At 52.0% G+C, this 26689-nt stretch carries 21 protein-coding genes; 15 read left to right on the top strand and 6 right to left on the bottom strand.

The window, feature by feature from the left end:
- Window positions 1–150: 150 nt before the first annotated feature.
- From GIV35_RS10825 to GIV35_RS10800, 6 genes are all read left to right on the top strand, one after another.
- A complete protein-coding gene (locus GIV35_RS10825; protein ID WP_236264780.1) occupies window positions 151–1329 on the top strand; it encodes a toll/interleukin-1 receptor domain-containing protein in 1179 nt (392 codons plus the stop codon).
- Between the two features lie 83 nt (window positions 1330–1412).
- Entirely contained in the window at window positions 1413–2033 is a 621-nt protein-coding gene (locus GIV35_RS10820) for an SLOG domain-containing protein (RefSeq protein WP_236264779.1), read from the top strand.
- Between the two features lie 3 nt (window positions 2034–2036).
- The gene (locus GIV35_RS10815) at window positions 2037–2807 is read left to right on the top strand and encodes a toll/interleukin-1 receptor domain-containing protein (protein WP_060756365.1); all 771 of its coding nucleotides are present in this window, start codon (window positions 2037–2039) and stop codon (window positions 2805–2807) included.
- Window positions 2808–3200: a hypothetical protein gene (locus GIV35_RS10810; protein WP_236264778.1), complete on the top strand. Its 393-nt coding sequence runs from the start codon at window positions 2808–2810 to the stop codon at window positions 3198–3200. It begins immediately after the preceding gene.
- A 90-nt stretch (window positions 3201–3290) separates the two neighbouring features.
- A complete protein-coding gene (locus GIV35_RS10805; protein WP_177059139.1) occupies window positions 3291–3806 on the top strand; it encodes a toll/interleukin-1 receptor domain-containing protein in 516 nt (171 codons plus the stop codon).
- A gap of 130 nt (window positions 3807–3936) precedes the next feature.
- Window positions 3937–4935, top strand: a complete 999-nt coding sequence (locus GIV35_RS10800; RefSeq protein ID WP_060756362.1) for a TIR domain-containing protein — start codon at window positions 3937–3939, stop codon at window positions 4933–4935.
- Between the two features lie 212 nt (window positions 4936–5147).
- On the opposite strand, the gene GIV35_RS10795 is transcribed toward GIV35_RS10800, so the two are convergent.
- From GIV35_RS10795 to GIV35_RS10785, 3 genes are all read right to left on the bottom strand, one after another.
- Window positions 5148–6632, bottom strand: coding sequence for a hypothetical protein (locus tag GIV35_RS10795; RefSeq protein WP_236264777.1), 1485 nt, complete (start codon window positions 6630–6632; stop codon window positions 5148–5150).
- A 39-nt stretch (window positions 6633–6671) separates the two neighbouring features.
- The gene (locus GIV35_RS10790) at window positions 6672–9560 is read right to left on the bottom strand and encodes a UvrD-helicase domain-containing protein (protein ID WP_236264776.1); all 2889 of its coding nucleotides are present in this window, start codon (window positions 9558–9560) and stop codon (window positions 6672–6674) included.
- A gap of 272 nt (window positions 9561–9832) precedes the next feature.
- Complete coding sequence (locus GIV35_RS10785; RefSeq protein WP_235594050.1) at window positions 9833–10393, bottom strand: helix-turn-helix domain-containing protein; 561 nt, start codon at window positions 10391–10393, stop codon at window positions 9833–9835.
- A 259-nt stretch (window positions 10394–10652) separates the two neighbouring features.
- Here GIV35_RS10785 and GIV35_RS10780 point away from each other — a divergent pair, with 259 nt between their 5' ends.
- A complete protein-coding gene (locus GIV35_RS10780) occupies window positions 10653–10967 on the top strand; it encodes a hypothetical protein (RefSeq protein WP_236264775.1) in 315 nt (104 codons plus the stop codon).
- A 103-nt stretch (window positions 10968–11070) separates the two neighbouring features.
- Complete coding sequence (locus tag GIV35_RS10775) at window positions 11071–11568, top strand: hypothetical protein (protein ID WP_236264774.1); 498 nt, start codon at window positions 11071–11073, stop codon at window positions 11566–11568.
- Between the two features lie 281 nt (window positions 11569–11849).
- On the opposite strand, the gene GIV35_RS10770 is transcribed toward GIV35_RS10775, so the two are convergent.
- Window positions 11850–12236 carry a hypothetical protein gene (locus tag GIV35_RS10770; RefSeq protein WP_236264773.1) on the bottom strand — a complete coding sequence of 129 codons (387 nt, stop codon included), beginning with the start codon at window positions 12234–12236 and terminating at the stop codon, window positions 11850–11852.
- A 200-nt stretch (window positions 12237–12436) separates the two neighbouring features.
- Between GIV35_RS10770 and GIV35_RS10765 the strand changes: the two genes are divergently transcribed.
- The 6 genes from GIV35_RS10765 (at window position 12437) to GIV35_RS10740 (ending at window position 18839) form a co-directional block, all read left to right on the top strand.
- Entirely contained in the window at window positions 12437–13015 is a 579-nt protein-coding gene (locus GIV35_RS10765) for a hypothetical protein (RefSeq protein ID WP_236264772.1), read from the top strand.
- A gap of 444 nt (window positions 13016–13459) precedes the next feature.
- The gene (locus tag GIV35_RS10760; protein WP_236264771.1) at window positions 13460–14119 is read left to right on the top strand and encodes a hypothetical protein; all 660 of its coding nucleotides are present in this window, start codon (window positions 13460–13462) and stop codon (window positions 14117–14119) included.
- A 282-nt stretch (window positions 14120–14401) separates the two neighbouring features.
- Window positions 14402–15541 (top strand): CBASS cGAMP synthase, encoded by a 1140-nt coding sequence (locus tag GIV35_RS10755; protein ID WP_236264770.1) that lies wholly within the window; start codon window positions 14402–14404, stop codon window positions 15539–15541.
- A gap of 3 nt (window positions 15542–15544) precedes the next feature.
- On the top strand, window positions 15545–17161 hold the full coding sequence (locus GIV35_RS10750) for a ThiF family adenylyltransferase (RefSeq protein ID WP_236264769.1): 1617 nt from the start codon (window positions 15545–15547) through the stop codon (window positions 17159–17161).
- Entirely contained in the window at window positions 17149–17667 is a 519-nt protein-coding gene (locus GIV35_RS10745; protein ID WP_236264768.1) for a Mov34/MPN/PAD-1 family protein, read from the top strand. The genes GIV35_RS10750 and GIV35_RS10745 overlap by 13 nt, the downstream gene beginning before the upstream one ends.
- 296 nt (window positions 17668–17963) lie before the next feature.
- The gene (locus GIV35_RS10740; protein ID WP_236264767.1) at window positions 17964–18839 is read left to right on the top strand and encodes a toll/interleukin-1 receptor domain-containing protein; all 876 of its coding nucleotides are present in this window, start codon (window positions 17964–17966) and stop codon (window positions 18837–18839) included.
- 647 nt (window positions 18840–19486) lie between these two features.
- Here GIV35_RS10740 and GIV35_RS10735 read toward each other — a convergent pair.
- Window positions 19487–21193 carry an ATP-binding protein gene (locus GIV35_RS10735; RefSeq protein ID WP_236264766.1) on the bottom strand — a complete coding sequence of 569 codons (1707 nt, stop codon included), beginning with the start codon at window positions 21191–21193 and terminating at the stop codon, window positions 19487–19489.
- Between the two features lie 2 nt (window positions 21194–21195).
- A complete protein-coding gene (locus GIV35_RS10730; RefSeq protein WP_236491388.1) occupies window positions 21196–22350 on the bottom strand; it encodes an SIR2 family protein in 1155 nt (384 codons plus the stop codon).
- 345 nt (window positions 22351–22695) lie between these two features.
- Here GIV35_RS10730 and GIV35_RS10725 point away from each other — a divergent pair, with 345 nt between their 5' ends.
- The gene (locus GIV35_RS10725) at window positions 22696–26457 is read left to right on the top strand and encodes a hypothetical protein (RefSeq protein ID WP_236264764.1); all 3762 of its coding nucleotides are present in this window, start codon (window positions 22696–22698) and stop codon (window positions 26455–26457) included.
- Window positions 26458–26689: the final 232 nt, after the last annotated feature.

Here is a 26689-nt window from a genome sequence, read left to right as displayed (position 1 = left end):
CCCGCAGCTGCCTGACGACTCCGCAGCCATTCTCGACCCAGCTCCCCTCCAGCGAAATCCGTCACCAGCCCCCACGAATCTTGAGCAAGTCGTCCTTTCTTTTGGTAGCCTCCGGCCACTACAAAACCTTCTGATAACGAGCACTGCGCCATGGAAGACCAAGCCCCCCTGTATTGCCTTGCACTGCTAGGAACTGTCCCCGGAGGCCAGGCCGAGGCGCTCAAGCAAGAGATCGCAGTTCGCCTGGAAGGCCTGGGCCTTGAGCTTGGCAAGGACGTGAGCTTGTTCGAGGGTGACCTTGTCGATTTTAAGCCAGCCATTGATCGGTGTAGCGCGGCCTTGTGCTTCAGTGCACAGAGCGGCGGTAACCCTCATAACGAGGCCGCCGTCGGCCAACTGATCAAGAGTCGGATCCCCCTGATCCCCGTAGCAATCTGCAAGGACAACTTCTCGGCTGAATTCCCAGGGAAGCTGGGCGGCCTTAACGGCTTGGAAATGAAAGCCGGCCTGGGCAGTCTTGCTATGGCTTTGTTGGAGGGTGCATCGCTGCTACCTAAGCAGCGTCGGGTGTTCCTCAGCTATCGCCGCGTCGAGTCGACCAATGCTGCCCTGCAGCTCTACGCAGCCCTGTCAGCCCGCCAGTACGACGTATTCCTCGACACGCATGACATTCTCCCTGGGGAACACTTCCAGGAGGTGCTATGGCAGCGCCTGTGCGACTCGGATGTGATCGTCTACCTAGATACGAAGGAATACTTTGACAGCCGTTGGACGAAGCAGGAGTTCGCGAAGGCCACCATGCGTGGCCTGTGTGTGTTGCGGGTAGGTTGGCCAGGGGTGGACTCGAAGGCGGGGCAAACGGCCTGTGGTGAAGTCCGTCTGTCCAAGGAGTCCCTGAATTCCCTCGACCAGCTTGTAGATGCAAAGCTCACCGAGGTAATGGACATGGTTGAGATGCTGCGGACGAAAAGTGTTGCGCAACGTTACTCCCGTCTCATTGGCAAGCTTCGTAACTCGATCGAGGAGTACGACGGGGAAATCGTGGGGTACTCGGTACGGCGGAGTGTGATCGTGAAAATCGCCGGCAAAAAGATTGTGGCTTACCCGGAGATGGGGGTTCCTACGAGCCATGCGCTGCATGAGGCGACCCTAGATTTCCACATGCTGCCTGTCGCCGTTGTTTACAACCAGGCGGGGATCAAGGATCGGAAGTGGAGAGCACATATGGAGTGGCTGAATGAGTCAGTCACAGGGCAGGTGCGGTTGATCTCAACCGATGATGCTTGCTCGGAGTTCATTGAATGGCCTGAGACACATAACGTGGCTTGATCGAAACGCTGTGGATTTGACCAGCTTCGGTCGTTCAAGCCTATGATGACTCATGACCAATCAGAATTTATCGGAAAGCCTATATGAGCAGTATCTTTCTATCCGCCAGCGTTCCAAATATCGAGAGCTCCTATTACCAAAGGTGTGATCCGGTGCTGATCCAGGCCGCCTTGCGTTCATTCCTGTTCACGGTGATTGGCCGTAAGCACTTGGTTTTCGGTGGGCACCCGTCCATTTCGCCTTTGATCCTGGCCGTATGCGAAGATCTTGGCATCACCAATCAGAATGCGGTAACGATTTTCCAGAGCAAGAAATTTTCGGGCGTCATCCCTGAAGATAATAGAAAGTTCGCCAATTTCATCGAAACCCCCGTTGGCAGTGATCTCGATCAAAGTCTTTCCATCATGAGAAAGGAGATGTTTACCACTTATCGCTATGACGCGGCGGTGTTTATTGGTGGTAAAGAAGGCATCGTGACGGAATACGAACTTTTTAAGAAACTCTGTCCAGACGCTAAAATTCTAGCGCTGAAAAGCCCAGGTGGGGCCGCGGCGGAAATCCAGAACATGCCTGCCAATGAGGACGATGAGTTGCTCGATTACGTGCGCGCATTCTCGGCTGGGCTTGGGCTACATCATCAGCTGGATCGCCAACCTACTGCTCCTAAACTACGTAGTCACGGGAAGTCTTCACCAGGGGTTTAAGTAATGCATTATGGATTTAACCTGGCCCTAGATCGCAAGGATTTGCACGTTTCGGAGACGATCGTTGACGCACACACGAAAAGTGTAAATGCTAAAAGGGTTGATCTTGGCAAGTACCTTATGAACGATGGTAACAGCATCGATGCAAATCTGATCGCTGAGCACCTATTTCCTAAAGTGAATTGCGATGTTTTTATCTCCCATTCCTACAATGATCAGGGTATAGCAATTCAGTTAGCCCACGAACTGAAGAAGAAAGGCGTGAATGCTTTCGTGGATTCGGTTGTCTGGGGGTCGTCATACGAATTGCTTAGTGTTATTGATAATAAATATTCAAAAACTGACGACGGTCAGCACTTTGACTATCAAAGGCGAAATCGCTCAACCGCGCATGTTCACATGATTTTGGCCACAGCTTTGCAAAAAATGATCATGGAATCTTCCACGCTTTTGTTCTTGAATACCGATCGTTCTGTGTCGACCAAGCGCTCCGTCCAAGGGAACAACATGACCCATTCTCCCTGGATTCACATGGAGCTAATGTTTAGTCAGATGATTTGGGAGTTAGAGCATGGCAGGGGCATGCTGGATTCAGCTATGGAGTCGTATTCTACCGCTGCTCCGGTCTATCATAGTGTTCCGACTGAGCATTTGAAGTCTGTTTCGTCCTCAAGGTTCATGAATTGGCTGAAGGATCGTCCTGATCGACGAGACGGCGCTGAGTTTAATAAGGCCATTCAAAATTTTCATGCCAACCCAAACCGAGTTTATTAATTGGATAGAAAACTAAAGCATCTGGAGTTCGTTCAGGCAGTTGTCAATCGGTTGTCCACGAACTCCTTCCTCTTGAAGGGATGGTCAGTAGTACTAATTACTGGGTTGTTCGCGTTGGCAGCAGCGCAGGATAGCAAAGGGTTTGCAATTTTCTCTTTGGCACCGGCAATCGCACTATGGGGGCTAGACGGCTATTTTCTGGCGCTAGAGCGAAATTACAGGGCCATGTATAAAAAGATTCGGCTGTTGGAACCAGATCAAATTGACTTCGACATGGAGCTTGTAGTCGTTAACGGAAATATGGATTTCATGCGTGCCTGTTTCTCTAAGACGCTATTTATTTTTCATGGTGCAATCGTCTTATCAATCTGGGCAGCAGTAAAAATATTCTGACACCCTTCGCGTGATTTTTGTGGGGTGGATAAATAAAATATCCGAAACGTAATTGTTTCGAGTGAAAAAAGTATTAAGGGAAAGTTTACAATGCCTATTGATCTCGGTACCCTTCGTTCTGCTGCCACTAGGAAAAGTCGTAGCTTCGGCACTGCTATGAACTCTCAGAATGCACGCGCGATGGGCTATAAAACTGCGTTTCTCTGTCATAGCCATCGTGACAGAACGCTTGTCGAAGGCCTAATTCAAATCTTCAAGGAAGAAGGTGTGCTTCTATACGTTGATTGGATGGATAGCGAGATGCCTGAAACCACTAATGGTGATACTGCGCGGCAAATCAAAAACAAAATCCGGGAATCTGAGATGTTCCTGTTCCTAGCCACCCCCAATTCCCTCGCTTCTAGGTGGTGCCCCTGGGAAATTGGTTATGCCGATGGTGTTAAGCAGCACGAAAGGATTCTGGTGATTCCGACGAGAGAGCACGGCCAAACCTACGGTAATGAGTACGTCGATATTTACAGGCGCCTTGAACGCGCCAATGACGGCCAGCTGGCTGCTTGGTACCCACGCACTCACTCGAATGGTACTTACGCGCGCTCGCTCTGAGAGCCTAGCAAGTCCGCAATCCCATGACCGTCTAGCTCTTACTGCCTAGGCTACTGCTAGCTCCCTGGGCTTCTCGCACGGCAACCTACTGTGAGTCTCCTGCACGTCAAATATTTTAAAGGATTAAGGTATGTCTGATAATCGCGAATTCGATATCGCCCTCTCATTCGCCGGAGAAGATCGCGGATATGTTGACCAGGTCGCGAACCTTTTGCAGAGCTCCGGAGTAAAAGTTTTCTATGATAGGTTTGAAGAGGCTAATCTCTGGGGTAAGAATCTTTACGATTATTTGTCCGATATTTATATGAATAAAGCTTTTTATACCATAATGTTCGTTTCAGAACATTATGCAAAGAAGCTTTGGACGACCCATGAACGAACTGCCATGCAAGCTAGGGCATTCCAGGAAGGCAGGGAATACATCCTTCCAGCTCGCTTCGATGATACTCAGATACCTGGTGTACTACCAACCACCGGTTATATTTCGCTAATCGAGCGGTCGCCAGAAAAATTCGTCGAGGTAATTCACAAGAAGTTAATTAATAACGGTAGAACGGTGCCATCTGAGGCTATTCGGAAAGCGCTGTTTTCGACCACAACAATTCCTCGATTTGAGCCTCAAACACCCAGCGTAGCAGTTATCTCCGCCACTGGTGCTTTGGTGGGGGCAGCCACCGTTGTAGCTATTGCGGACAACGGAACCACGAAGGGCGGGCAGACCGACGCAAACGGAAAAGTCACATTGACAATTCCTACTCGCCGTCACTATAAGCTGCTCGTGGCTCACAGTAATTATCCGGCGGCCTTGATATCTTCGTGGGATCCTGCGGAGGGCATTCAGGTAACGTTGGCTGCTACCGAAAACACAGGTTCTATAATATGCCATGCCACGTGCTACATTCCTGGGCTTGAGGGAAGGCTTAATGCGATTTTTAATACTGACAATACAGCTTATCTGTACGCAGACAATATCGCGATAGATGGCGGAAAAAAGCAGCCTGTTATGTTGAGTATAAATGAGCCATATGAGCTTGAGGACTCAAATGGTGTAGTCATGGTGGTTCGTATAATGCATATTCAAGGAAGAACTTCTCTAATACAATTTATCCGACCTCGCTATGACAGCTAGTCGCTACTATGACGATTTCTAGGGAGCACGATGCATGCTCAAGCACCTTGTCTACTACGGGGTGCTTCAATGTTCCGTTTCAGGGGCTAAATGAACCAAAACCTGCTCCAGTGTAGAGTGTGCACATATGAAGCTATGCATCCCCCGGAATGCACCGATACTTATACTCGGAGCAAGCCATCTGCCACTTGCTCCCCGGCGCTCGAAACCCATTAGTTATAGTCTTTCGACTTAGATGATAACGAGGCTACCAGTAAGCCTACTGACATCAGCCCGAAGAACGACATGACCGCTCCAAGCATGTTGAGCCATTCACTGGTTTGCTTTATTTCCGTTATGGTAATGTTTGTAAATGACTGGAATGAAAATGTTATTGATTTCATTGCGTCACTGAAGGTGCTTGAGTCTTGTTTGAAGTAGCAAAATAATGAAATTGTGAGAATGAGGCCTATTGATGAGAGTATTATATTGAAAGGTTTTTCCCCGTACCCCCAGTACAACTCTTGAATAGACATGCGAACAAAGCCGAGGAGAGCATAAAGCCTCGTTCCTATTTTTACGCCACGTTTAAAGCTTGAAAAAACTGCCCACATATTTTTTCTTTCAGATTTTTTCTCTTGCAAAAAATGCTCGCCAGCTTGATCTGGGTAGCCTAAGTGCGAAAAAATCATTTTGGCGGATTTATGAAAATCTCTTTTTTCCTTGGCCGAGAAGCTGAAGGGCACAGAATACTCAAATCGACAATCTAAAACCTCGGTACCGGACAGCTTTAATTTCAGTTGGCGCGTTTTAATCAAAGTTCTGTCAAGTTTTGAATTTTTTAGTTCGATCTGATGGTCTCCATGTTCTAACTTACAAGAAGTCAAGTGTCCGTCTGCTACAGTAATTTTAGTTGAACATTGATGAAGTGTTATCGCATGAACTGATCCTTCAATTTTGAGGTTGCGTAGGGTGGAGAATGCGATGGTTTGAAAGCTTGTTATTATTGGGGAGATAAGCCTGAGGTTATCAATGTTTGCGAATTCAAGGTTTTTCTCTCCAATTAGGCCGTTTCTTACTTCTACTTCCGCTCCGCCAAGTTTTAGTAGTTCAAGTCTCGGTGGGGCTTTTGGTGAAGCCTTTGATTTCAGCAATTTCCATGGGATGCTTGGCATGAACAAAGGGATGTTGAACTGAATATTTGAATGGCTATCCAGATAGTCAGGGGTTTTGGAAGTTACTCCTGAGGGTGCAAGGCATAAACTTATGTCTCTGATGTCTTTTTGCTTGTTAGGGAATGCCCAGTCCTTGTTAGAAAATGCCCAGTCGATGTAGCTTGTGAATTTAACTTTCTGTAATATTTTAAGGCGGCTGGTGTTTTCTAGTTCGTTTTTTGAAATAAATGTATACTTAAAAACCTCCTTGGAGGGGATGTCGCTGAAAAATGATACGCCTGCATCATACTTAATGTAATAAGCTTCTTCTTCATAACTCTTGATGAAGCGAGATGGGCCGTGAAATAACAGATCCTCCACAGTCAATCCAACCTGCTCGGACAGCCAGAGGGGGAAATAAGGTAAGTTATCAAACAGAAATTCTACAATTCTAGGAAAGTCGTGCTGTCGCCTCCAGTTGTTAAAATCCTCATCTTTCCAGAATAGCCAGTCACGTGGAGCTAGTTCTATGGTTTTTTCGTAACGCTTGTCTTTCGTTATCATGGAGTCTCACCGAGTAACTAGAGAAATGTTTATGTGGTCTTAAGATTCAAGTGCTCGGTTTGCTTGGGGCGCTTCAATATGCCGCTCCATGTGCCGACAAGATCCATTCTCTGTGCCCTTGAAATGCGAGCATCCCCACTTGTTGACTTTGTCGCGAAAGACCATCTTCCCACCCGTTTTGGGGCAGACAGCGACCCAGCCATTGCAGCCTGGTGAAACGCAGAGACGATAACGTCCCGAACGGATCATAGGAGCGCTGCAAGATGGGCAACCACTCTCTCTGTGGGTGCATTGAGGGAAGTTCGAGCAGCCAATGAATGGGGCCTTATCAGATTTTCTAAACCTGTTGACCAGGTTACCCTGGGTGCATACAGAACAATTTGCCCCGAGCGCATTTACCTGTTCGGGTGCGGTTTCGAACTCTTCGAATTCCAAAGGGTATTGTCCCTCAATCAGCTCTCGTACGAAGGGCGAGCAGCGCGTCATGTCGCATAGTAGGTAGACGCGGTGTTTTGCGCGCGTCAACGCCACATAGAACAGTCGGCGCTCCTCAGCGTGAGGGTAGGGTTCTGCTGGTGGCTGCAGAGCTTCGATCAGGGGGTGAGTCACGATCTCTGAGGGCAGCCCGTACTTTCCTTTTGCCAGTCCCAGGATAATGACGTAGTCCGCCTCTTTGCCTTTTGAACTGTGGATCGAGTCGTTTTTGAAGGAGAGGTTGGGGTACCTGCTTGCTAGGACTGCGAGGTTGGGCAAGTCAAATTTGAATCTCGCAAGGAAGTAGACCGAGGAGCCTGGCTTCGCGGTTTGGCTGATGCGTTCTACTGTACGTTCAATCGTCTCAGCTTTGGCGGAGTCTTCTCCCAGAGAGGCTCTAACCAAGGACACCGTTGGTGTATCCACGATAGTGTGGGACTGTATGTCCTTGGTGATCTGCAGATCATTTTGCATGACGAAGCGGCTGGCCACTGCACCAATCATGCTGTTGAAGCGGAACGTTTTCTTGAGCTCACTGGCCTTGGTGGCGCCGAAGATTTTCTCGAAATCTGCTGTGAAGCTGATGTCGCTGCCAGTGAATCTGAAGATCGACTGCCAGTCGTCACCTACACAGAAGACTGAGACGTCCTCTTGGCCTTTGCGCAGTGCTCTGACCAGATCTGACCGAGACTTTGCGATGTCCTGGAATTCATCAACGATGATGAATTTCCATGGGCTCTTGAAGCTGCCGTCGAGCACATATTTATGGGCTTTGTTGATCATGTCATCAAAGTCCATCTTCTTCTCGTCGTCGAGCGCCTGCACGTAGGCCTCAACAATAGGTGTGAGAAGGTCTAATGCTGCGCTGATCTGGGCTGGATCGGCAGATCGAGCGATCAAGTCCTTTAGCTCCTGATCGTTCAGATTCGCAGCTCGAAGCAATCCAAGCATGTCCGTCAGAATTTCTGCGAATCGAGAAATGGCACCGAACTCACGAAGGGTTTCCAGAACTGCTTCAGGGGGCAACGGATCCAGTAGGACGCCTGCGTTAATCAGGCGCTTCTTCAATGCATCGAGTAACACGCCTTCCTGCTTTTCATAATGGAACGTCTCAATCAGCTTCGTGGCGCCCTGCTTGTGAACCTCGCGTTTCCACTCCATGTCAGCGTGGTATTGGTCTCGGTCAATGTAGGGAGCGGTATCGCCATTACGATCCGTGCCAAAATGTTCGATGTAGATACCGTACTCTGGGAGATAGAAATCAGGGCAGTAGGCGCCGCGAGCCTGCATTCGTATCGCCGTGTTGTAGACGGCCTCGTACTTGTATTCGATGCCATTTTTGAACAGGAAATTGGCAATGTCGCACTCTCCAAAACCTTTCACGGCTTCGCCCTTGAGCGTGCGAATCTCGTTGTCCTGCAGGAACCGGTAGTATTCGCCTAGGGTGTTGAAGTCGAAGGGGTTACGAACAGGGTATAGCCACTGCTCGAAATAGCTCAGCAGCAGTTCTCGGTACCCAGACTCTCGTTGTTTGGCCTCAAAGACGGTGTTGATGAAATGGGCTTTCAGGGCTTTGTCGGTAGCCATGGGACTGGTACCAGCGGGATTCGTTTCTGACTTGTGAACGATGCATTTGCCCAGCCGGTGAAAGGTTTCGGCGGTGATGCCCTTGATGCCTAGCTTGTTTTCAAGGCGTTCCCTCAACTCTTCGGCGGCTTTATTGCCGTACGCTAGGAGCAGGATCTCTTCGGGCTTGGCTTGTCCACTTTCGACGAGAAAGGCCACTCGGCCAATGACGGTGCTTGTTTTACCGGTACCCGCGCCGGCGAGGATGAGGTTGTTGTCCTCATCAATGACGCACGCCTTGCGTTGGTCAGTCGTCAGCGGGCTACTCTCGACGCTCTCAAACAGGTCGTGATAGTCGATCAGTGCTTGTCTGACGTAGCTGTCACGAGAGTCTGTGAGCTGGGGATCAGGATTGCGAATGAGTTGCCACATTTGGTCGATGACGCTCTTGTGCTCGGGCATCAAGACGTCTTCAGGTGGGACAGGAGGAGTAATGTGCTGCCAAGCGATTACCTGGCGCTTGAGGGGCTCCCACTTGGAAGTTCGGACATAGCGTGAGTCCTTGAGCCACTGCTCAAATGTGTCCAGCCGGCTCTGTGCCTCATTAACTCGGGGCGCATACCAAGCCCTGACGATTGCCTTCCAGGCATCATCTCGTTGCTGGGCAGTACGGAAGTAAAGGCGACAGGAGCCAAGGGGCGTGGTAATAGTCGCAGCGTGCAGGAACCAAATAGCCAATTTTTTTGGGGGGTGGCTGATCGCACTCCAATCGACGCTTTCGGTGCCCGTACGCGTTCGAATTGTGATCCCTGTGCTGAAAATTCCAAGTGCGAGCGCTGATGATGGAAGCCAGCGAGACCACCATGGAGGAGTGAGTTCTTTGAACATCTGGTACCAGCACCGGCATCACTATTGAGTGCTCGATGCGCTTCCTTCTAATTGAGTAGGTCTGGGCAGTGAACTGCGCGACCTCAGAGCTTGCTTCAGAGGTGAGATGCAAGCGGGGAGGGCGCCACGCTAGATGGCATTGTGATATGACTCGATTGGGCTCACAACCATTGGGTGGCAATTAGATGGTCTCCTGACCCGCCACCAATCAACGGCCTATTCATCATGGCTAGGATTATGCTGTCCTACCCAAAGGCCATGTGGGTTCGAGATCAGTCTTCGGTTGACACCGAACGTTCCCAGAGAAACCCAACGGTTGAGCGGGTCAAACCTAGTCGCCGCGCAGTCTCGGCCTTGGTTAGGCCGGCCTCTTTGCACTCAAGCACCTTCTGCAGCTTGGCGACGTTTACCGGTCGCGCGGCGGGCCGTTTCAAAACCTCCACTCCTGCAAGATGCGTTTTGATCTCGTCGGCGCTGACCTTTGCTCCGAGGGCATCCAGCTCGGCGATGGCCTGTGTCAGGACAGCGCGAGCGTCGGTGTTGTCGCGTGTCGAGACAACCAGTGCCATCAATGCTGAAGGGCTCAGGCTAAGCGCGTCTGCGAGCTGCGCGAACTTTTCCAGCGTTGGGCTGCTCTCGGCGTTTTCGATCTTGCTCAAATACGTGCGGGACGCAGCGTTAGCCAGGCTTTCCTGTGTGACCCCCAGGTTTCCTCGAACTGCTCGAACGACTGCCGCTAGCGCTTGCTTCAACAAGAACATGCCCTCAAAAACGAGGATATAGCCATGTTGGCGTGTACAGTTACACATCATATGTTGTATAAAACTGTCCATTCCGATGCTCCAGGGCCGCTTGCGGTTGCTTGGGCCATTGTCGGTGATGCTTGATGGGGCGAAACGGTTGGCTCGTGCGGCTGAGGGTCGTGCTATGGCATCTGAGGTGTGATGGTGGTTGGAGGCTGACTGCAGCTTTTCAATTATTCACTAAATCGAATTTCACTCTGCCGGCCTGCCAGATGCGCGCCTGCCGAACAGGCCCTGCGTAACTGGCCATTCATGCGCGCTGTTTTACCCAATTTCAGGAATGAAGTAGATGTCAAATCGTGTGCTGACACGAGATTTATCGGATTCACGAGATCGACAGAATCAAGGGCAAACGTTGCCCGCAGAGATCGTCAAGGCCAGGGGCATTGACTGGGCCGTACACATCGACGCGTACCTGACCCAAGCTGCGAAGGTTGGCGATCGGTACGTGGCACTGGTGTACGGCGACCGGTCGGGGGTTTCCCTAGATGGGATGACAGTTGCCACTCCTCCCATCGAGTGCGTTCAGGTCAGAGGGGGCTTCAAACTGATGCGCAGCGTCGGCGGAGATCACTATGTGATAGCGAGTGAGCAAGGCACATGACGACTTGCAGCCCCGCAAGGGGCTGGCGAGCTATCCCACTGCGGTGTGCCTGAGATCTCATGCATACAAGTCCGATGAGTATTAAAGCCTATAAGGATGAATAATGGCCGACCTTGAAAAAATTACGGTGACTATCAAAAACTATGACGTTCAGGAACGAGGGGATCTTGATGCTCTTTATAGCCGTGTAAGGTTGGAAGATGAGGAGGGTAACACCTTTTATTTCAAGAACATTGTAGTTCCAAAGTACCTCAAGACTCATGGCGCAATGGCTACTGAGGTTCCGAGAACCTGGTACTTTAAGCGAACTTCGAAAAAGTCCATCGTCGTTTTGGCATTTGAAAACAGAGATGGAAAAGTTGAATTTGATCTAGATGACATTCGATTGATCGCTAGGGCCACCGTGCTTAAGGGGATTGTGTTTTCGATAGGTTCAATTCCAGCCGCAATTGTTGCCGCCACCGCGACATTTGGCCTGGGGCTTATCATCCTCCCAATGGGCATTTGGTATGGATACAGAAATATATTCAAGCTCCCCAGCATGCTGAGCCGGAAGAGGTTGTTGAGCGATTTCGCGCAGCATGGGATTGTTGTTCGATAACTCTGCTGGCACCCGGTGCCTCGTGGAGTTGGATGTCGGCATTAAAAAGGTCGATTGAGATGTGCCGGGTTCAAGCCAGGCTCAGAGTTGTCTTCGGGCCACATAGAGAGCGCCAGTAGGTTTAGAGACCTGGCATTGCGCGCTCATCGGAGGAGGGTACTCATTGGGATCAGGGCAGGCCATCTCGGTGCCGTTGAGTGCTTTGTGGCTGTAGCTGGGAGGGGCTTGGAGGTGGCACCGCCCGAGATGGGACGCTCAACATCAAAGCATCTCAGATGCGCTCACTCGTCATCAATCGCCATGCGGTGTTGTTCAAGGTGCGCGAGGTCACGTTTCCAGGTCTGCAGAAAGTCAATCCAGTCGTGCCAGTAAAGCCCTTCCGAGACCCTACCGGCGGGGCCTAGAGCAATCGCAAAGCGAGTCATCCACGGCTGTGGAATATCCCGATCACGGATAATCCAGCAACCAATTGGGTGAGGCTCCCTGGGCAGCTCGGCGAGTTTCGTGAAGTCCAGTTGGCACGCGCCCAATGCAGTTTCACGGTCAAGTCGCTCAAGGTCATCCAGGCGCTTAAGGATTGGCCGTGCACTGCGATCGCCGGGTTGCATGTCAGCGAGCTGCCCTATTGCTTGTCTTCGTTCTCGTTCTCGCAACCACATGTCGTTCATGGCTATTCCATTGGAGTACAAAAGTACTCCTACTAATTTAGGGGAGACGCTGCTCAACGTGCAGTGGTGTTTTCCGTGCTTGGAGCTGTGAATCCGGTTGCGTAGTCCAGTCGAAGGTCAGACGGGAAGAGGGGGAGGTCGCGCGAACTCATGATGTGTCCTGTCAAGGTCGTAGATCTAACCCGGATCGTCAACGCGGTATGATCGATTCCGGCTCAGCTGAAAAGCGGTTAACGATGCAGTCTGCATTATCCCACGCTCATGCCGGCGTGAACCACTGCCCAGGCTTGGTGAGGCAAAAATTGACGAGGCCGATGGCTATGGAGAAGCATGTAATCGGATTGGAGCGTCGTAACCTGGCTGAGCTCGAAGCTGTCGAGCGCTTGGCCGCGACAGTCGGCGCCGAGGTGTTCGAAGCTGACGTGATGCGTTTGTCGCGCTTGCACACCATCGACCCCGTGGGCGCGATTCAAGCAATCAGGCGTCTTACTCATCCCTCGATCATCGGTATGAGTGATACACCTTTCCAAATTTTCCAGCGACTGGCTGATGAGTTGATCGAGCGGGAGCCCTCACTGCTGGGACGTCCAAGCTATCGGTGCAGAGGCAGCCAACATACAGCGCTTCCCTATGAGCTCTGGTTGTCCATCGTCAGGCATTCCCGAGATAACTTTGATCCAGCTGCCGCAGATGCAGAGTTTTTGGTCTCACGATTGAGGGAAGGTCTTACAAGCGAGGAGGCCTTTTTTGCTCTGTTCGCGTCGAAGCGATACAAGTAATTTGAATGCCTAGACCCCGGGGTTGGAAGAGTAATCTCAATGCATCCGATGCCCTGCCACGTTTCAGTGCCGGGCTCCGATGTAGTAGTGGAAATACCCATTACACTGCGCTGCCATGGACGCTGTGGCTAGATATCGTCAGGTATGCACGGGAGCAATATGATCCGGCTGCACTGGACGCAGCGTTTTTGGCCGAAAAGCAGAGGCAGGGAATGTCAAACAGCGCATCGTTTGACGCGTTGATCGCGGCTAAACGGGACAAGAAATAGATTCTTGGCGGTATGCCCAGCTACCTGGAAGAGGGAAGTGTGTGATCCCTGGTAATTGACTGACCTGCCCGCTGGGGTTGCGGCGGAAGATATTGGGTTGCTGGCCAGAATGCCATGTACACCACCCGGTAGAGCATATAGGGTAGGGCGCTACCAGTCGAAAACGAGGTACGGAATGTATCAAGTCATAGGGATCACCAAGACCCTGGCGTACTTCGCAACCACCTGCGTGGTGGTTTTCCTGATCATGAACTACAGAGACATCACGACTCTGTTTGCGGGCCCGCTGATGGATTTTCGCCGCCCCGTCACGTCAGCAGTCACAATCGGTGCTGGTGTTTTCTGGGTGCTGGGTCAGACCCCACTGTTTGTTTGGATCTGCAGGTTGCCCCTCGTTTGCAAGTATCTCCCTCCCATTGATGGGGAGTGGGACATGCAGCTGAAATCCAACTGGGGGATCATGCAAAAATGGCTCGGCCAAGGCGATGGAGCTTCGCTCATCACGGTGCCTGGTAAGGTCAAAATCAAAGCGCGTCTGTTCAGCGTCAAAATGGAATTCGCATCCGCCGACGGCTATTCAGAATCCAAGACCATTAGCGTCTCTGTACGGCCCAGTGATCAGACGGGTCTTCTAGAGCTGAACTACATGTTCGTCAACTACACCCAAATCCCAGTGGCGACCGACACCAATACCCACACCGGTGCTGCCCGCGTCTTCGTCAAAGAGTCGGGTGACGGGCTGTATATGGAGGGGACGTATTTCACCGATCGCAAGTGGACAGAGGGTCTCAACACCGCAGGCCAGGTCACTTTTACTAGGGCGAAAGCAGCCTGATCCGGCGGATGGTGAGTGGTGCTCGGTTGGGGCTTTTTCCACTATATGTGGTGTTTTTTATTTTCTATTGATCTACATGTTGTGGGGTGGCAATATGTCATCTCGCACGTGTCATCGAGCATGGTAGCTGACAAACTGGGAAGTACTGCACCCTCTGGATTGTGTGGTAGGCGTAGGGTGGCAGTAGGGGGGATTCAAGAGCGCATGAGTGCTCTGTAGTCTCGATGTAAAGGTCAGCAGTTGCTGGAGGCACCGTTCATATAGCGCCTGAGCGGAGGCTTCATGCCCAATTTTAGTCCCTTGCTGTTCACTACCACAGGGGAAGCTTGCTTCCTTGATGAGCTTGACCTCAAACCCGAGGAGCTTGCCCAGATCGATGGTGCCCGTAAAGACATCAGAGAGGCCTTGAAGGCCGATCTTCCCGGCGCCCTTCGCGACAAAGGCCTGGAAGGCGATATCTGTGAGCCACGGTTTTATATTCAGGGTTCACGTGCCTACAAGACGTTGAACAGCCCGTGTACGACCCCACCCCAACAGTCTGATATCGATGACGGCGTGTATCTTCCGCTCAGTGTCATGCGGGAAGAAAGCAGCCCCAAGCTTGCTATCGCCCTGTTCTTTGACGCGGTCATCGACGTGCTTCGTCCCATTTGCGCTCAAAGGGGATGGCATACCGAGCCCAAGGATACTTGTGTGCGCGTGACCATCTCACGCTCCGCGCACATCGATCTTCCCCTCTACGTGATTCCTGACACCCTGTTCCAGCTGATCAAGGCCAGTATGGAAAGCCGGGGTCACGCGGTCTTCGATAGCGCTATCAATTCCGAGCGGGACAGCTGGAAAGCGCTTCCTTCGGACAAAATTCTGCTGGCCGACCGCAAGCAGGGTTGGCGTAAGTCCGACCCCATGGCGATGAAGAACTGGTTCAAGCGCGAGTGCCAGGAAAAGGGTGATCAGCTGATTCGCGTGGTGCGCTACTTGAAAGCATTCCGCGACAAGCAGTGGGAGGACAAGGGGCCAAGCTCAATCCTTCTGATGGCTGCCGCGTGCCCGCTGTTCGAGTATTTCGACAAGCGCGATGACCGTGCCCTGCTGAACGTGGTGAAGGGAATTCCGGATGCATTGCGTAACGGTGTCGCGAGCCCCATCGACGCCAGCGCGTCGCTCACTGCCCATATGCCGAAGGAAGCGATCGCTGACGCTGTAGAGTTTTTCCAAGAGTTCGCTCGCTACCTGGAAGGCGCCATCAACGCGACGGATGCTCATACAGCCTACAACTGGTTGCATCAAATGCTGGGTGACCGGTTCCCGTATGCACCTCACCGCATGAAGTCGAACCCTGAGGGTATGCCGGCCACGATGGCTGCAATTGCTCCTTTGGCAGGGCCGGCAGAACCTGTGAAGCGCACTAAGGCAGGCTGATCCATGAGTGCCATGCCCGATGTGCTGCGTCACATGAATGGGTGGGGTTTTACCAAAGTGGAACCTCAACCTCATGCAGCTTGGCTTGTGATGGTCGGAGAGTTGTCGACGCCTACCCAGGGCAGTGTGCAATGTGAGGTGTGGATAGATCGCACCTTTGAACGGCCTCTCAAGGTATGGCTCAACAAGCTCCCGGAGTCGATTCCTCGGCTTGTGCCTCACCTCGGGCCAGATGGCTATCTGTGCTATGCAGCGCCCGGCACACAGGTCATCGACATTTTTGATCCTGTCGGGCAAATCCGGACATCACTGCTGCAGGCCACAGAGGTTCTGGAACAAGCCCTGGCCGGGAAAATGAAGGACGATCTGCAAGAAGAGTTCTTCGTCTACTGGGATGGAATCTACTGCTTCCATGACATCGAGAGACGTACGTCAGGCTCGGTTCAGTTGCTTCAGCTATCCGACAATAAGATGTACGTTCTCACAGATGACGCTACGCGCAGTCGTGCTAAATTCGCGCGCCCCGGAAGGAAGATTGACGAATTCACCTCGCAGGTCGCGCTGATCACGTCCAGTGCAGCGCCGAGACCCTTACAAGAAAACTGGCCCCCAAAAACGGTTAGCCAGATCCTGGACTGGCAGCACGAGCTGGATGATGCCTGCAGGCGTAAAATCCGGGATAAGATCATCGCAGCTTACCGCGACGAAGCCCCCGGCCTTCTCATCGTCATCGAGTCGCAAAAAACGGGATACAGCTACGGCTTTCTCGTGCATGACCTTCAGCGTAATCGTCGGGATGATCACCGTTCTGGCGATCAACGAATACCCATTTTCGAGTGTCCCATCGACCCTGTGCAGATGTTTCGTCTCGATGACAAGTACTTGGCTGAGCGGAACATACCTGGACGTACCACACTTTCTGGTAAGCGGATCGGCTTGATTGGGTGCGGAACCATCGGCGGGTTTCTTGGAGAAATGCTCGTAAAAGCTGGTGCCGGAACCGGTGGTGGTGAGCTGTTGCTGATCGATAACGACTTGATGATGCCTCAAAATCTAGGACGCCACCGATTGGGTTTCAACCACCTGTTCAAGTCTAAGGCGCAGGCGCTTGCGGATGAACTCCTAATAGTCCTGCCCAGTATTCGGGTACGCGGATTTAACAACGACGCCAAGGATGTGAACTTGTCAGGCTTGGATCTCATCATTGATGCCACTGGTGAGGAGTCCTTCGGCCATTGGCTGGCCAACGCCCCATCCTGTCCAACCTTGCATGTCTGGATCGAGGGAGCGGGGGTCGCTGTTCGCTCGCTTATAAAGCACCGAACCGAGCAGGGTTGTTATCGGTGTCTGACTCAGGCGAACAGTCAAGGGGAGCTTTTGTCCGTGGTAGGTGGTGTCGAGCCGATTTTTGCTGGGCAAGGGTGTGAAGGGCTATACGTGCCATTCTCCGCATCGGTTTCGATTCAGGCGGCAGCCCTGGCGTTGGACACTGCATTGGCGTGGGTTGCGGGCAAACCTTGGCCGTCGCTCTCGACGCGGCTGACGGATTACAGGTTTGAGCTGGCAACCCCTGACTGCTCGCCGCTACCGAATTCAGGATGCCCAGCATGCCGTTCATAGCTACATGGGTTGTGCCTGGCACTCAGCAACTGGTGTACCTGCGTGAGCAACCGCTTAAGGTTTTCCGCCGGTACATCCAAGAGGGTATCGACTCCAGTGAGGCGGGCGGGATATTGCTTGGCCATGTTCGCGGTGAGCATCTGGAAATCATCGAGGCAACTGAGCCATCGTTTTGGGATAGGCGCTTCAGGTTCCTTTTCGAGCGCATGCCCTATTTTCATCACAAGCTTGCCATGAAACGCTGGAAAGAAAGCAGCGGTTTCGTGCGCTATATCGGCGAGTGGCATACTCATCCGCAAAACTATCCCACTCCTTCCTCGATCGACTTGAGTGAGTGGCAGATTTTGGCCGCTGACCGGCGCGATGGTCGTCCATTGCTGGCCCTGATCGTGGGGCGTAACGGGCTACACGTTGAATATATGTACACCACGGGGAAGCGACGCATCCTTGCTCCGCTCACCCCTGTCACAGTGACCGGCCAACCGACAGATGGGCCTACTGAGTAAGTTCGCCATAGTCACTGCGAAGCCATGCTGCGCCTACGCGGATTCTCTGCTTGCCCATGAAAGTCACCGGCGAAATCAACTTCGGCTGATTGGTTCATGTTGGTGGGATTCGTGTCCATTCGCCTTAACATGTGCTCGAAACATTGGCTGCAGAAGGCTAAATGACATTAGGCGATGGTAGAATTATGCGCTAATTAGTCCAGCGCGTAACGCAGCCGGCAGGATGGTTAGCTAGCGTGGTGGCGGGCCAGCAACGCGCGGTTTAGCGTCCGTAGACATTCGAGGAAGGAAAATCGATGTACGTAGGTTTCGAGCTGAACGAGTACCAACCCCTTCGCGAGATTGACCCCTCAGAAATAAAGGATTTTGAAGCTCAGGAAAAAGGGGCATTCGATAGGCTATCTGATTACATGGTGGGGCAGTTTGAAGGCAAAGACGTTATTGATGCCGAAAAGCTTGCTGAGCACCTGTTTCCTGCCAAGAAGGCTCACGTGTTCCTATCTCACTCGCATCGGGATACTGAAAGTGCTATGGAGTTAGCAATTGCGCTAAGGGACAAGGGGCTTGAGGTTTTTGTCGATTCCTACGTATGGGACTACTTCGACAATCTGCTCATTGCGTTGAATAATGTATATGCAGACCCAGTGAAAAAAAACGAGGGTCGGGTCATATACAACTACAAAAAAGCAACCGACCTGACGGCAGGCGTCCACATGATGCTTATGAGTGCCCTCCAAACGATGATCGACCGCTCTGAGCTCTTTGTGTTCCTGAACACCAATAATTCGACTTCGCTCAAAAATTTTTCAGGAGTGGAGCGAACACTTTCACCATGGATCTTTTCCGAACTTCAATTTAGCTCGACTGCTCGGAGCCGGATTCCGCCTCGATATTGCGTCGGCATGGAGTCGTTACTAGAAGAAGAGGAGCATCGCGGAAAAGTGATTACAAGTAAAAGCGCGTTGTTATCCTTCAAAGTGTTCAATGAACACCTCCCTAAGGTCGACGGTGGTGAATTGAGGACGTGGTTCAACGGCACAGGTTTGGAGGGGGATAAGGCGCTCGATAGCTTGTATGAACGCTCGAATATTGCTCAGGAATTCACCAAGCTGCGCGAGGAGCTGGAAAGGCGTGAGTTAGAGGTCGCTCAGGAAGTCGACAGAAATCCATGATATGGGTGCTGTGGCGCGCACAGTCCTTTTGACCGACCATTGTGTAAGTCCTTCCGGCGCCGATCTTGTATCCCTCTGACGCTTAAACGCGTCAGGGGACTGCAAGATGAAAAGGGCGGATGCTTGCTTAACAGGGGTATTCCAGAATGGTTGTAAACCAATTTTTTGATCTGTTAACAACAAGGTTTACAGCTTAAAAAAATGGTTTACAGGCCGGCATTCTTGGGCCACTGCATGTCACGCATGATGCGTTTCGGTTTGGATGGTGGCAGGGCGGGCGCTTGCGGTGCTCAAGAACTTCGGGATACTCCAGCAACTGAAAATTTCTAGTGGAAGATTCTGAAAGTCTTGGCCCAACGGATTTGGATTTTCATCGAGTAGGCACTGATAGCTGATCATGAGTTCCGGAGCCTAGTTAACTGTTAAAAGCGATTTATCGTCAATAAATCAAACACTTACCTAATCTACTATTTTTGAGATTTTTTGAGATGCCGCCTCGCTTAGTAACAGGGTTTTCTGCGGGCGTGAACTCTCACATAATTCGGCGAGTTTCATGGCAAAGTCATGGATCAGTTGGTTGCTTCAGACTGAATCGGGAGCACCTTATAGAGCCCCGAAGCACCATTGCTGTGAAAAGGGGCACGAGTTCACCATAGCCCTTGGAAGCTCGGCCCGTCCGATTTAGGAGGCTGGTTGGGGCGCCCAATTTGAATAGTGACAGGGATTGGGAAATCTACACCTACTAATGCCACCTCACCTTGCTTCAGGTTTGGCAAGAAAGCGGCGGCTGAACGATCCAGCTCCCCACAGGCACGTTCGACCACTTCTCGGTCACGGTCATTGGTCAGTCTATGAACCAGCAAAGTGCCCATCTGACTCAACACTCCTTCGGTGATGTCTCGTGGTCGCTGGGTGACCAGGCAAATGTTGAGGCCGTATTTTCGGCCCTCTTTCGCGATGAGTTCGAACGCATCCAAGTTCTGAACGTCATCTTCACCCCCTAAGGTCTTCCCTAGGAAATTATGAGCCTCGTCCAAAATGACGATCAACGGGCGCTGTCGAAATGCCTCGTTACGGGCTCGCAGCAATAGCAGTCTGCCGATGGCATTGGCGATGACCTCTCTAGCGTTGAATTCATAGCCGACTGAGCTAAGACATATTCTGAATAACCGCTTTTCTCCAGCGATGAATTCATCGAGGTGTTCAACTAGGCTCGGAAGGCCTTCTGCCGGGCGAAATACACAGCTCAACGATGGAGAGTCCCTTACGCTCATGATTCGCGTCATGAGGGAGGAGCAGTACGATAGCTCAGTGCTTGCAGCGCCCCATCTGGTCATGTCGTTGTTGTATCCCGTCGGCATGCAGCATTCCTCGACAATTTGCCGAACCAACATACCCATATCGAAGGGGAAATTTGGATCGCCTACTCGGTTGGCGTTGTCATCCCTATTCATCGCTCGACGAAAGTCAGCTTTGAGTTGACCTACCTTCGGGACATACCCTTCTGTGAAGATATCTGGAGCTAAGGCGGCAAGCCTCAGGCTCCTGATGGCCTCTCTGAGTTTTGGGCCCTGGGTTTTACCTGACGGCTGGAAGAGTGCGATGAAATCAGTTTCATTGAAGCAACTGGGTGGGATACCTACCTCAACAGAGTCGGGAGTTCGATGCAGCGGGTTTCCGAGATGGTGATGTGTTGAGTCATTCCCTTCGAGTGACCGGTATTCCCCTGTCGCGTCCACAAGCACGATCTTGCAAGCGTATCGACGGCATTCCTCGATTAGCTTTGAAGTCGTCCAACTTTTCCCACCGCCAGTTGACCCCAAGATCGCGCAATGTCGTCCAAAGAGTTTTTCTGGCGTTACAGCAATCGCGAAACCGCCGTCTCCAGAGACGTGTCCGAGGTTGAGCGTTACGCGGGGGGACTCCCCATTTACTCCACTCGAAATCAATGTCGGGATTTTGGAGATAAACGAGCCCGGTGCTGAGTAAACCCGGTCTCCCAATCGTGGGTAGGAACTAACGCCTGCTGTGACTTTCAAGGTGTGTGGGTGAACAGACCCCAGCAGGCGGATGAAGCCGATCGCGTCAATAGCATGCGTGCCAGCAAAGTCTTGGGAAATCTCGGTACGCTCGCGATCAGGTAGGTTCACTTCGGTGATGCGTCCTAAGAGCACCGCCTGCTGACCCTCGATTAGCACCAGTTCCCCCACCTCACCCTTGCCGTAGCGGTTTTGACCTAGATATCGACCGCTGTTCTCTCCAGCATGTGCCAAGTTGATTTTGACCAGCTGCGCAGCCACGCTGGTGACCACTCCGATTTTGAGCGTGCTAAGGAGTATTCCTTCTGGGGACATGATTACCTACCAATCCGTTTGACTGCGTTCGCCAAATTCTCAGCTGGCGAAGCCGTACGTAGGTGGGGGATATGCGCGGCCAGATCGCTGAATGAACCACTAACAAAATGGACGTCGAAGCCGCGCTGAGCGAGATCGCGGAATTTTCCCCAGTAGGGGCTCGATCCATTATCCCCGCGGTTGTGGACATGGCTGATGCCACTGTAGTCGCAAAGAATCAGCTTCAGGCTAGGGTTGGATTGCAAGGCTGAATAGATCGGTTCGGAAAGGTGGTCATCGTTAAACCCGAATCCTGACACAACCAGACAGCTGTTTGGTTGACGTAAAAACTCCAGAAATCTTGAAAGCAGCTCCAAGTGGGGTTGAAGAAACGCTTGCTGGTATTTTCCTTTTGCGGGATATATCAGGCACGCGTTTTCCGGCGTCGGTCGGCTGTCCTCATAGATTTCATGACCATCTCGGCTCCAGCTGACTGATCCGTGTAGCTTCAGCAGTTGAAAAATGCCTTCGGCAAACTCGTGGCTGTCTGCCTCCCGGCGTACGATGTCGTACGTGAAATGTTTGCCATCAAACCGGCGTCTACGGGTGTAAGAAAATCCGTCAATAATGACCATACCCAGTTCCGACGCTGCCGTTTCAAAACACATGTCATAGTTTGTCGTAAACACCTTCAGCCGGGGGTCACGAACCCTTCTCCTAGCCAGCTTCTGGAGGAGTTCACGGTATGCCGATATGTCTGAAGTGGGCAGGGTAATGAACGATGAGCAAGCGTGTAGGATTTGCTCCTTCACGCGCGCGACAAACTCTTCAACGACTGGGTCGTCATTGAACGCCAGGTAGGCATCGCACTGTGATAAGAAATGCTCGATGTTCGGACTTTCGCGCTCGGCGTAACGGACACGCTCAGTAACCTGCTGACCGGCAGCTGTCAGCGCATGGGTCTGCGGGTCAAACATCGAGTCTTGCCATAACTTCCACATGCTAGGCCCACCTGGGTTACCTAGAGATGTACCGCTTCCAGCAAAAAAACCTAGGTTAGGCACCTGAAGAGCAGACGAAAACATCTCGCTAAGCCTATTCCTGTTCGAACTGATCACATTTTCATCATCAGGCTCGACCGCTTTCAGGACTTGATAAGCCTCAGCTGTCAGCGGCATCCAATCATTCGCACCTGGTGGAAGGTATGCCTGCTGCCCTTGATATGCTGGAGAGAGAGGAATTATAGGAAGTCGTGGTGCAGGGACAAAAGGAGGCGCATTTACTGGCATAGAACACGATCCTGTGTTGTGAAATAGAAGCCATGCAGCCTGGTTTTATCAGCCGTTCCGAAGCTGCTTTTGTAGGTGATCTGCTCGACATCATATCGCAAGCGCATAGCGATGTATGGCAAGTCGCCTCCATCAGAGTTGAGTGGCGACGTCATTCAGGATGTGCATTAAAGTGGCGTTCTGCTGAAAGGCAGCTTTCACGGCCACCGCCGACGTAATCATAGGAGATCAACGTTGAAATGGATCAATGCACCACAATTAGGACAATGGGGAAGTTCCTTGCAGGCCAGAGACCAAGTGCCTGCCCTGGTGGCTGATCTGATATGGGCGACCGTTTCTAATGTTAGGAGGTTCAGGTTCCTGCATGGCGAAAACGGGCAGGTGAGGGGATTTGACGGCTACCTCGACGCTGACGCTGAGTCCCCATTCGTACCTGATGGAAAGTCGATTTGGGAATTCGGTACGAACGGAGCGGGCAAAACTAAGGCCGAAACTGATTACGAAAAGCGTACCAGTGAAGTTGATGACAAAACGAAGGCTGAGTGCACTCTGGTCATCGTTACTCCTAGAACTTGGGATACACCAAGAGAAAAAGTCGAGGACTGGCTGACTGAAAAAAATAACCTGTGCCACTGGAAGAAAGTGGTCTACATCGATGGCCCAATTTTGGAAGAGTGGCTTGCCCAGGCTCCGGCAGTAGCATCTCGCTGGGCTAGATTCGAGCTGAATCTCGCGCCTCAGACAGGTGTGGCTAGCATTGAGGAGTTTTGGCAATCGTTCTCCTCGCGTTTCGAGCCGGCTCTTGTAGAGGATGTCTTACTCGCTGGACGAGAGAGCCAAGCAGATGATTTATTGAGGAGGTTGACTCAAGAAGGAGGTCGTTTAGCTTACTCTGCTGATACCACCGATGAGGTAATAGCTTTCGCTGTCGCCGCGATACGCAAGGCGCCTGAGAACATCCGTAAACCGCTCGAAGCGCGTACCTTAATCGTTGACACCGAGGACGCCGTAAATTTCCTGATGAGCTCATCAAACCTCATCTTCATGCCTCGAAGCTTCGCTCGCAGCTGTGTGGGGCAGCTTCTGCTGCGCGGCCCGACGATTGTCAGCGCTGGTGCGGATGACAAAAAACACGGCCATATCGAGTTGCGACGACCAACGAATCGTGAGCTCGGCACAGCCTTTACGAAGATGGGAATGTCAGACGAACAAGGATACGAAACTGCACGTAAATGCGGACGCATCCTGGCTGTTTTGGCACGGCAGTATCCAAGCGGTACGGCAGAGAAGCCAAAGTGGCTCGATGACGCAAAGCCGCTGGTTCCGATAATGCTGGCAGGATCCTGGGAGTCCGACGCAGTACTTGATAAAACCGTCATCAGCTCGCTCAGCCAACAAGACTACGACGACGCTGAGGATGATCTGCGTAAGTATTTACAGATGCCAGACTCGCCCATTGAGTGCATTGGCAACGTATGGGCGACCAGAGCCCCGGTGGATGTCTTTTTGCACCTCGCCCCCCTGGTTGGCCGTAAGCACCTTCAGCTCTTCAAGGACGCCGTAATCACCGTGTTTGGAAAAGCGGCGCAATCGCATAAGCCCCCGAGCGCTGAAGAGCCATTTATTTTCCAGGACAAGCGAGAGCGTGAGACCTCGCACAGTGAGCACCTAAGAAACGGCTTGATGACAACTTTGCTCCACATGGCAGTGTTGCATCGACCTGCAGGGTTTACTGTTGCGGGTGGCGACCCACAGGCCTTCGTTGATGATCTGATTGGATCACTGCCGGGTTTGTCTACAGACCATCGGCTTATGGCCAGTTTGGGGCAAGATCTGGTGTTGCTTTCAGAGGCATCCCCTACCTCTTTTCTCGACGCCCTTGAGCGTCAGCTTGAGGGCGCGACTCCATCCATTCTGCCGATCTTCGATGAGTATCCAGGGATACTGACCCCAGTTACATACCATACAAATCTGCTCTGGGCTCTAGAGGTGCTTGCTTGGGATTCTAATTGGTTCGATCGTGCAGTGCTTTGCTTGGCGAAGCTTGGTGCCATCGATCCAGGTGGCAACTTGAGCAATCGGCCAATCAACAGTTTGCGTGAGATTTTTCTTTCGTGGATGCCCAGCACTGCTGTTAAAACAAAGCGTCGTCTGGCCGTACTTCAGGCAACCATCAAGGCAGTTCCAGATATCGCATGGCCTCTGCTTGCCAAGCTGCTACCTCGGTCTGGCGACACGTCAGTGTCTACGTCAAAACCAAAGTTTAGAGATTACGATCATGGCGATCTTGAAACGATTACTTATGGCCTGATCTGGGAGAGTGAGGCCAAGATCGTGACCCTCGCCATCCATGAGGCGGGGTTAGACTTTGATCGGTGGAGTTCGCTGATCGAGGCTCTGCCTGATATGCAAAACGAGCCATTCGACGCCGTCGTCTGTGGTGTCGACAAGGTTTTGAGTTCGGCTGAATATCATGCGCGAATCAGGATATGGAAGGCTTTGCATGGGGAGGTAAAGCGGCATCAAAAATATTCCAACATGGACTGGGCACTTCGCCAGGAACTGTTGGAAAAGCTCGTGCAGATCACCGAGAAACATAGGCCTGCTGAAATGCTGGACGAGTTCAGCTGGCTTTTCGACGATTGGATGCCACCTGTCGACGAGGTGGAGGAGGATGCTGACCCGATCCAAGCCGTTGAAGACTTTAGGGTGAAGGCACTGAAAAGCATTTACGAGTCCCTGGGCGGGCAGGGACTCCTTGATTTAATGGGACGTGTGAAAATTCCACGGCTTGTTGCCTCTGCTACCCGCCGTCTAGAGCTACCTTTTGACCCGCTTCTTGATCTGCTTACGCGGATCATTGGCATGACCACACCGGAGCGAGAGCTATCGGCTGGCTCGATTATCGCGGATGGTAGAGCACGGTTTGCTCAGCATTGGGAAGAAAAAGCACGGGTCGCTTTACTTGGCAGCGATCTGAGCCCGGTGAACGTTGCGCGGGTGCTCGAAGCCCTCCCAGAAAATTCGCAAATTTGGCAATACGTCAGAACGTTCGGCGAAAAGGTGGAAAATGCCTATTGGTCGAACAAAATGCCGTACCGGGTTGATGCCAGCACTGATGAGCTGCGGTATGCCATCGATAGGTATCGTGCAGTGCAACGTCCTTCAGCTGCTCTGAGCGCCGCAGCCCATAGGCTCGACGAAATCCAGACGCGTGATGTAGTCGCTCTTCTGACTGAAAGCGTAGAGGAAACGAATCTCAAACCCGCGAATCAGGCAGGATCTAGCTTTTTTGATATTGAAAAAGTCATTGCCCACCTGGCAAAAAGAGCGGACATCTCGCTCCAACAACTGGCGGGCCTGGAGTTCGCCTACCTGCCGATGCTCAGGGACGACCCGCGAACTCTCCATAAGATGCTCCTCGAACAACCGAGTTTTTTTGTGGAAATGGTCGCCAGAGTGTTCAGAGGAAAAGACGAAGAACCTCGGGAGATTTCTGACCGTGAAAGCAAACACGCCTCCAATGCTTATCGCTTGCTCAAGAGTCTGAAGAGCTTGCCGGGACAGTCTGATCAGCATCTGGATGCTTTGGCATTGCACAACTGGTGCCTTGAAGTTCAGCGGTTAGCCGAAGAGGTGAGCCGCAAGGAGATTGCTGACCAGATGATAGGTCAGGTGCTAGCTCACTCCCCCCTTGATCCAAACGATAAGGCTTGGCCTCACACTGCGGTGCGCGGAGTCATCGAAGCATTGGATTCGTCTGAGGTGGAGCGTGGCATCAGCATAGAGCGAGTAAATATGCGGGGTGTCTACAGCAAAAAGATAGGAGAGGGCGGCGACCAAGAAAGAGCTCTTGCGCAGCAACTCCGTGACTGGGCAGAGGCATCGTCGGAATTCGTCCGCACAAGGGCCTTGCTTGAACGCATTGCTCAAACCTGGGATGCCTATGCTGCCAGCGCAGATACTGAGGCCAAGAAACAAGCTTTGCGTTTCTGAGCGGCGGCGGATCGGATGGAGGTGCGTTCAAGTGCAGTGAATCTAAGAGCAGCGTTGCGTTTCCGGCAACCGCCTGATCTGTTTCCCCTCGGCGGGATTGGCAAGTCGCGCTTCTAGGTTGGCAGGCGCTGCTCCAATGGAGGTCTTCCGCGATCAGAGAGTGCGGCGGGCTCTCACTAAAGGCCAGTCTGGGTGGAATGATGCCCCCTGGATATGCGGTGGCATGTCCGGG

Origin of the sequence: Pseudomonas sp. PA-1-6B, from assembly GCF_021609545.1 — a bacterium.
Classification (GTDB): Bacteria; Pseudomonadota; Gammaproteobacteria; order Pseudomonadales; family Pseudomonadaceae; genus Aquipseudomonas; species Aquipseudomonas fluorescens_BV.
This window is presented reverse-complemented; position numbering and strand designations above follow the sequence as displayed.

What these genes read in the sequence shown, in the direction of transcription:
- GIV35_RS10825 (WP_236264780.1), top strand. Translation starts at nt 151, where the DNA reads ATGGAAGACCAAGCCCCCCTGTATTGCCTTGCACTGCTAGGAACTGTC.
- GIV35_RS10820 (WP_236264779.1), top strand. Translation starts at nt 1,413, where the DNA reads ATGAGCAGTATCTTTCTATCCGCCAGCGTTCCAAATATCGAGAGCTCC.
- GIV35_RS10815 (WP_060756365.1), top strand. Translation starts at nt 2,037, where the DNA reads ATGCATTATGGATTTAACCTGGCCCTAGATCGCAAGGATTTGCACGTT.
- GIV35_RS10805 (WP_177059139.1), top strand. Translation starts at nt 3,291, where the DNA reads ATGCCTATTGATCTCGGTACCCTTCGTTCTGCTGCCACTAGGAAAAGT.
- GIV35_RS10800 (WP_060756362.1), top strand. Translation starts at nt 3,937, where the DNA reads ATGTCTGATAATCGCGAATTCGATATCGCCCTCTCATTCGCCGGAGAA.
- GIV35_RS10795 (WP_236264777.1), bottom strand. Translation starts at nt 6,632, where the DNA reads ATGATAACGAAAGACAAGCGTTACGAAAAAACCATAGAACTAGCTCCA.
- GIV35_RS10790 (WP_236264776.1), bottom strand. Translation starts at nt 9,560, where the DNA reads ATGTTCAAAGAACTCACTCCTCCATGGTGGTCTCGCTGGCTTCCATCA.
- GIV35_RS10785 (WP_235594050.1), bottom strand. Translation starts at nt 10,393, where the DNA reads ATGGACAGTTTTATACAACATATGATGTGTAACTGTACACGCCAACAT.
- GIV35_RS10780 (WP_236264775.1), top strand. Translation starts at nt 10,653, where the DNA reads ATGTCAAATCGTGTGCTGACACGAGATTTATCGGATTCACGAGATCGA.
- GIV35_RS10775 (WP_236264774.1), top strand. Translation starts at nt 11,071, where the DNA reads ATGGCCGACCTTGAAAAAATTACGGTGACTATCAAAAACTATGACGTT.
- GIV35_RS10770 (WP_236264773.1), bottom strand. Translation starts at nt 12,236, where the DNA reads ATGAACGACATGTGGTTGCGAGAACGAGAACGAAGACAAGCAATAGGG.
- GIV35_RS10765 (WP_236264772.1), top strand. Translation starts at nt 12,437, where the DNA reads ATGATCGATTCCGGCTCAGCTGAAAAGCGGTTAACGATGCAGTCTGCA.
- GIV35_RS10760 (WP_236264771.1), top strand. Translation starts at nt 13,460, where the DNA reads ATGTATCAAGTCATAGGGATCACCAAGACCCTGGCGTACTTCGCAACC.
- GIV35_RS10755 (WP_236264770.1), top strand. Translation starts at nt 14,402, where the DNA reads ATGCCCAATTTTAGTCCCTTGCTGTTCACTACCACAGGGGAAGCTTGC.
- GIV35_RS10750 (WP_236264769.1), top strand. Translation starts at nt 15,545, where the DNA reads ATGAGTGCCATGCCCGATGTGCTGCGTCACATGAATGGGTGGGGTTTT.
- GIV35_RS10745 (WP_236264768.1), top strand. Translation starts at nt 17,149, where the DNA reads ATGCCGTTCATAGCTACATGGGTTGTGCCTGGCACTCAGCAACTGGTG.
- GIV35_RS10740 (WP_236264767.1), top strand. Translation starts at nt 17,964, where the DNA reads ATGTACGTAGGTTTCGAGCTGAACGAGTACCAACCCCTTCGCGAGATT.
- GIV35_RS10735 (WP_236264766.1), bottom strand. Translation starts at nt 21,193, where the DNA reads ATGTCCCCAGAAGGAATACTCCTTAGCACGCTCAAAATCGGAGTGGTC.
- GIV35_RS10730 (WP_236491388.1), bottom strand. Translation starts at nt 22,350, where the DNA reads ATGCCGCTGACAGCTGAGGCTTATCAAGTCCTGAAAGCGGTCGAGCCT.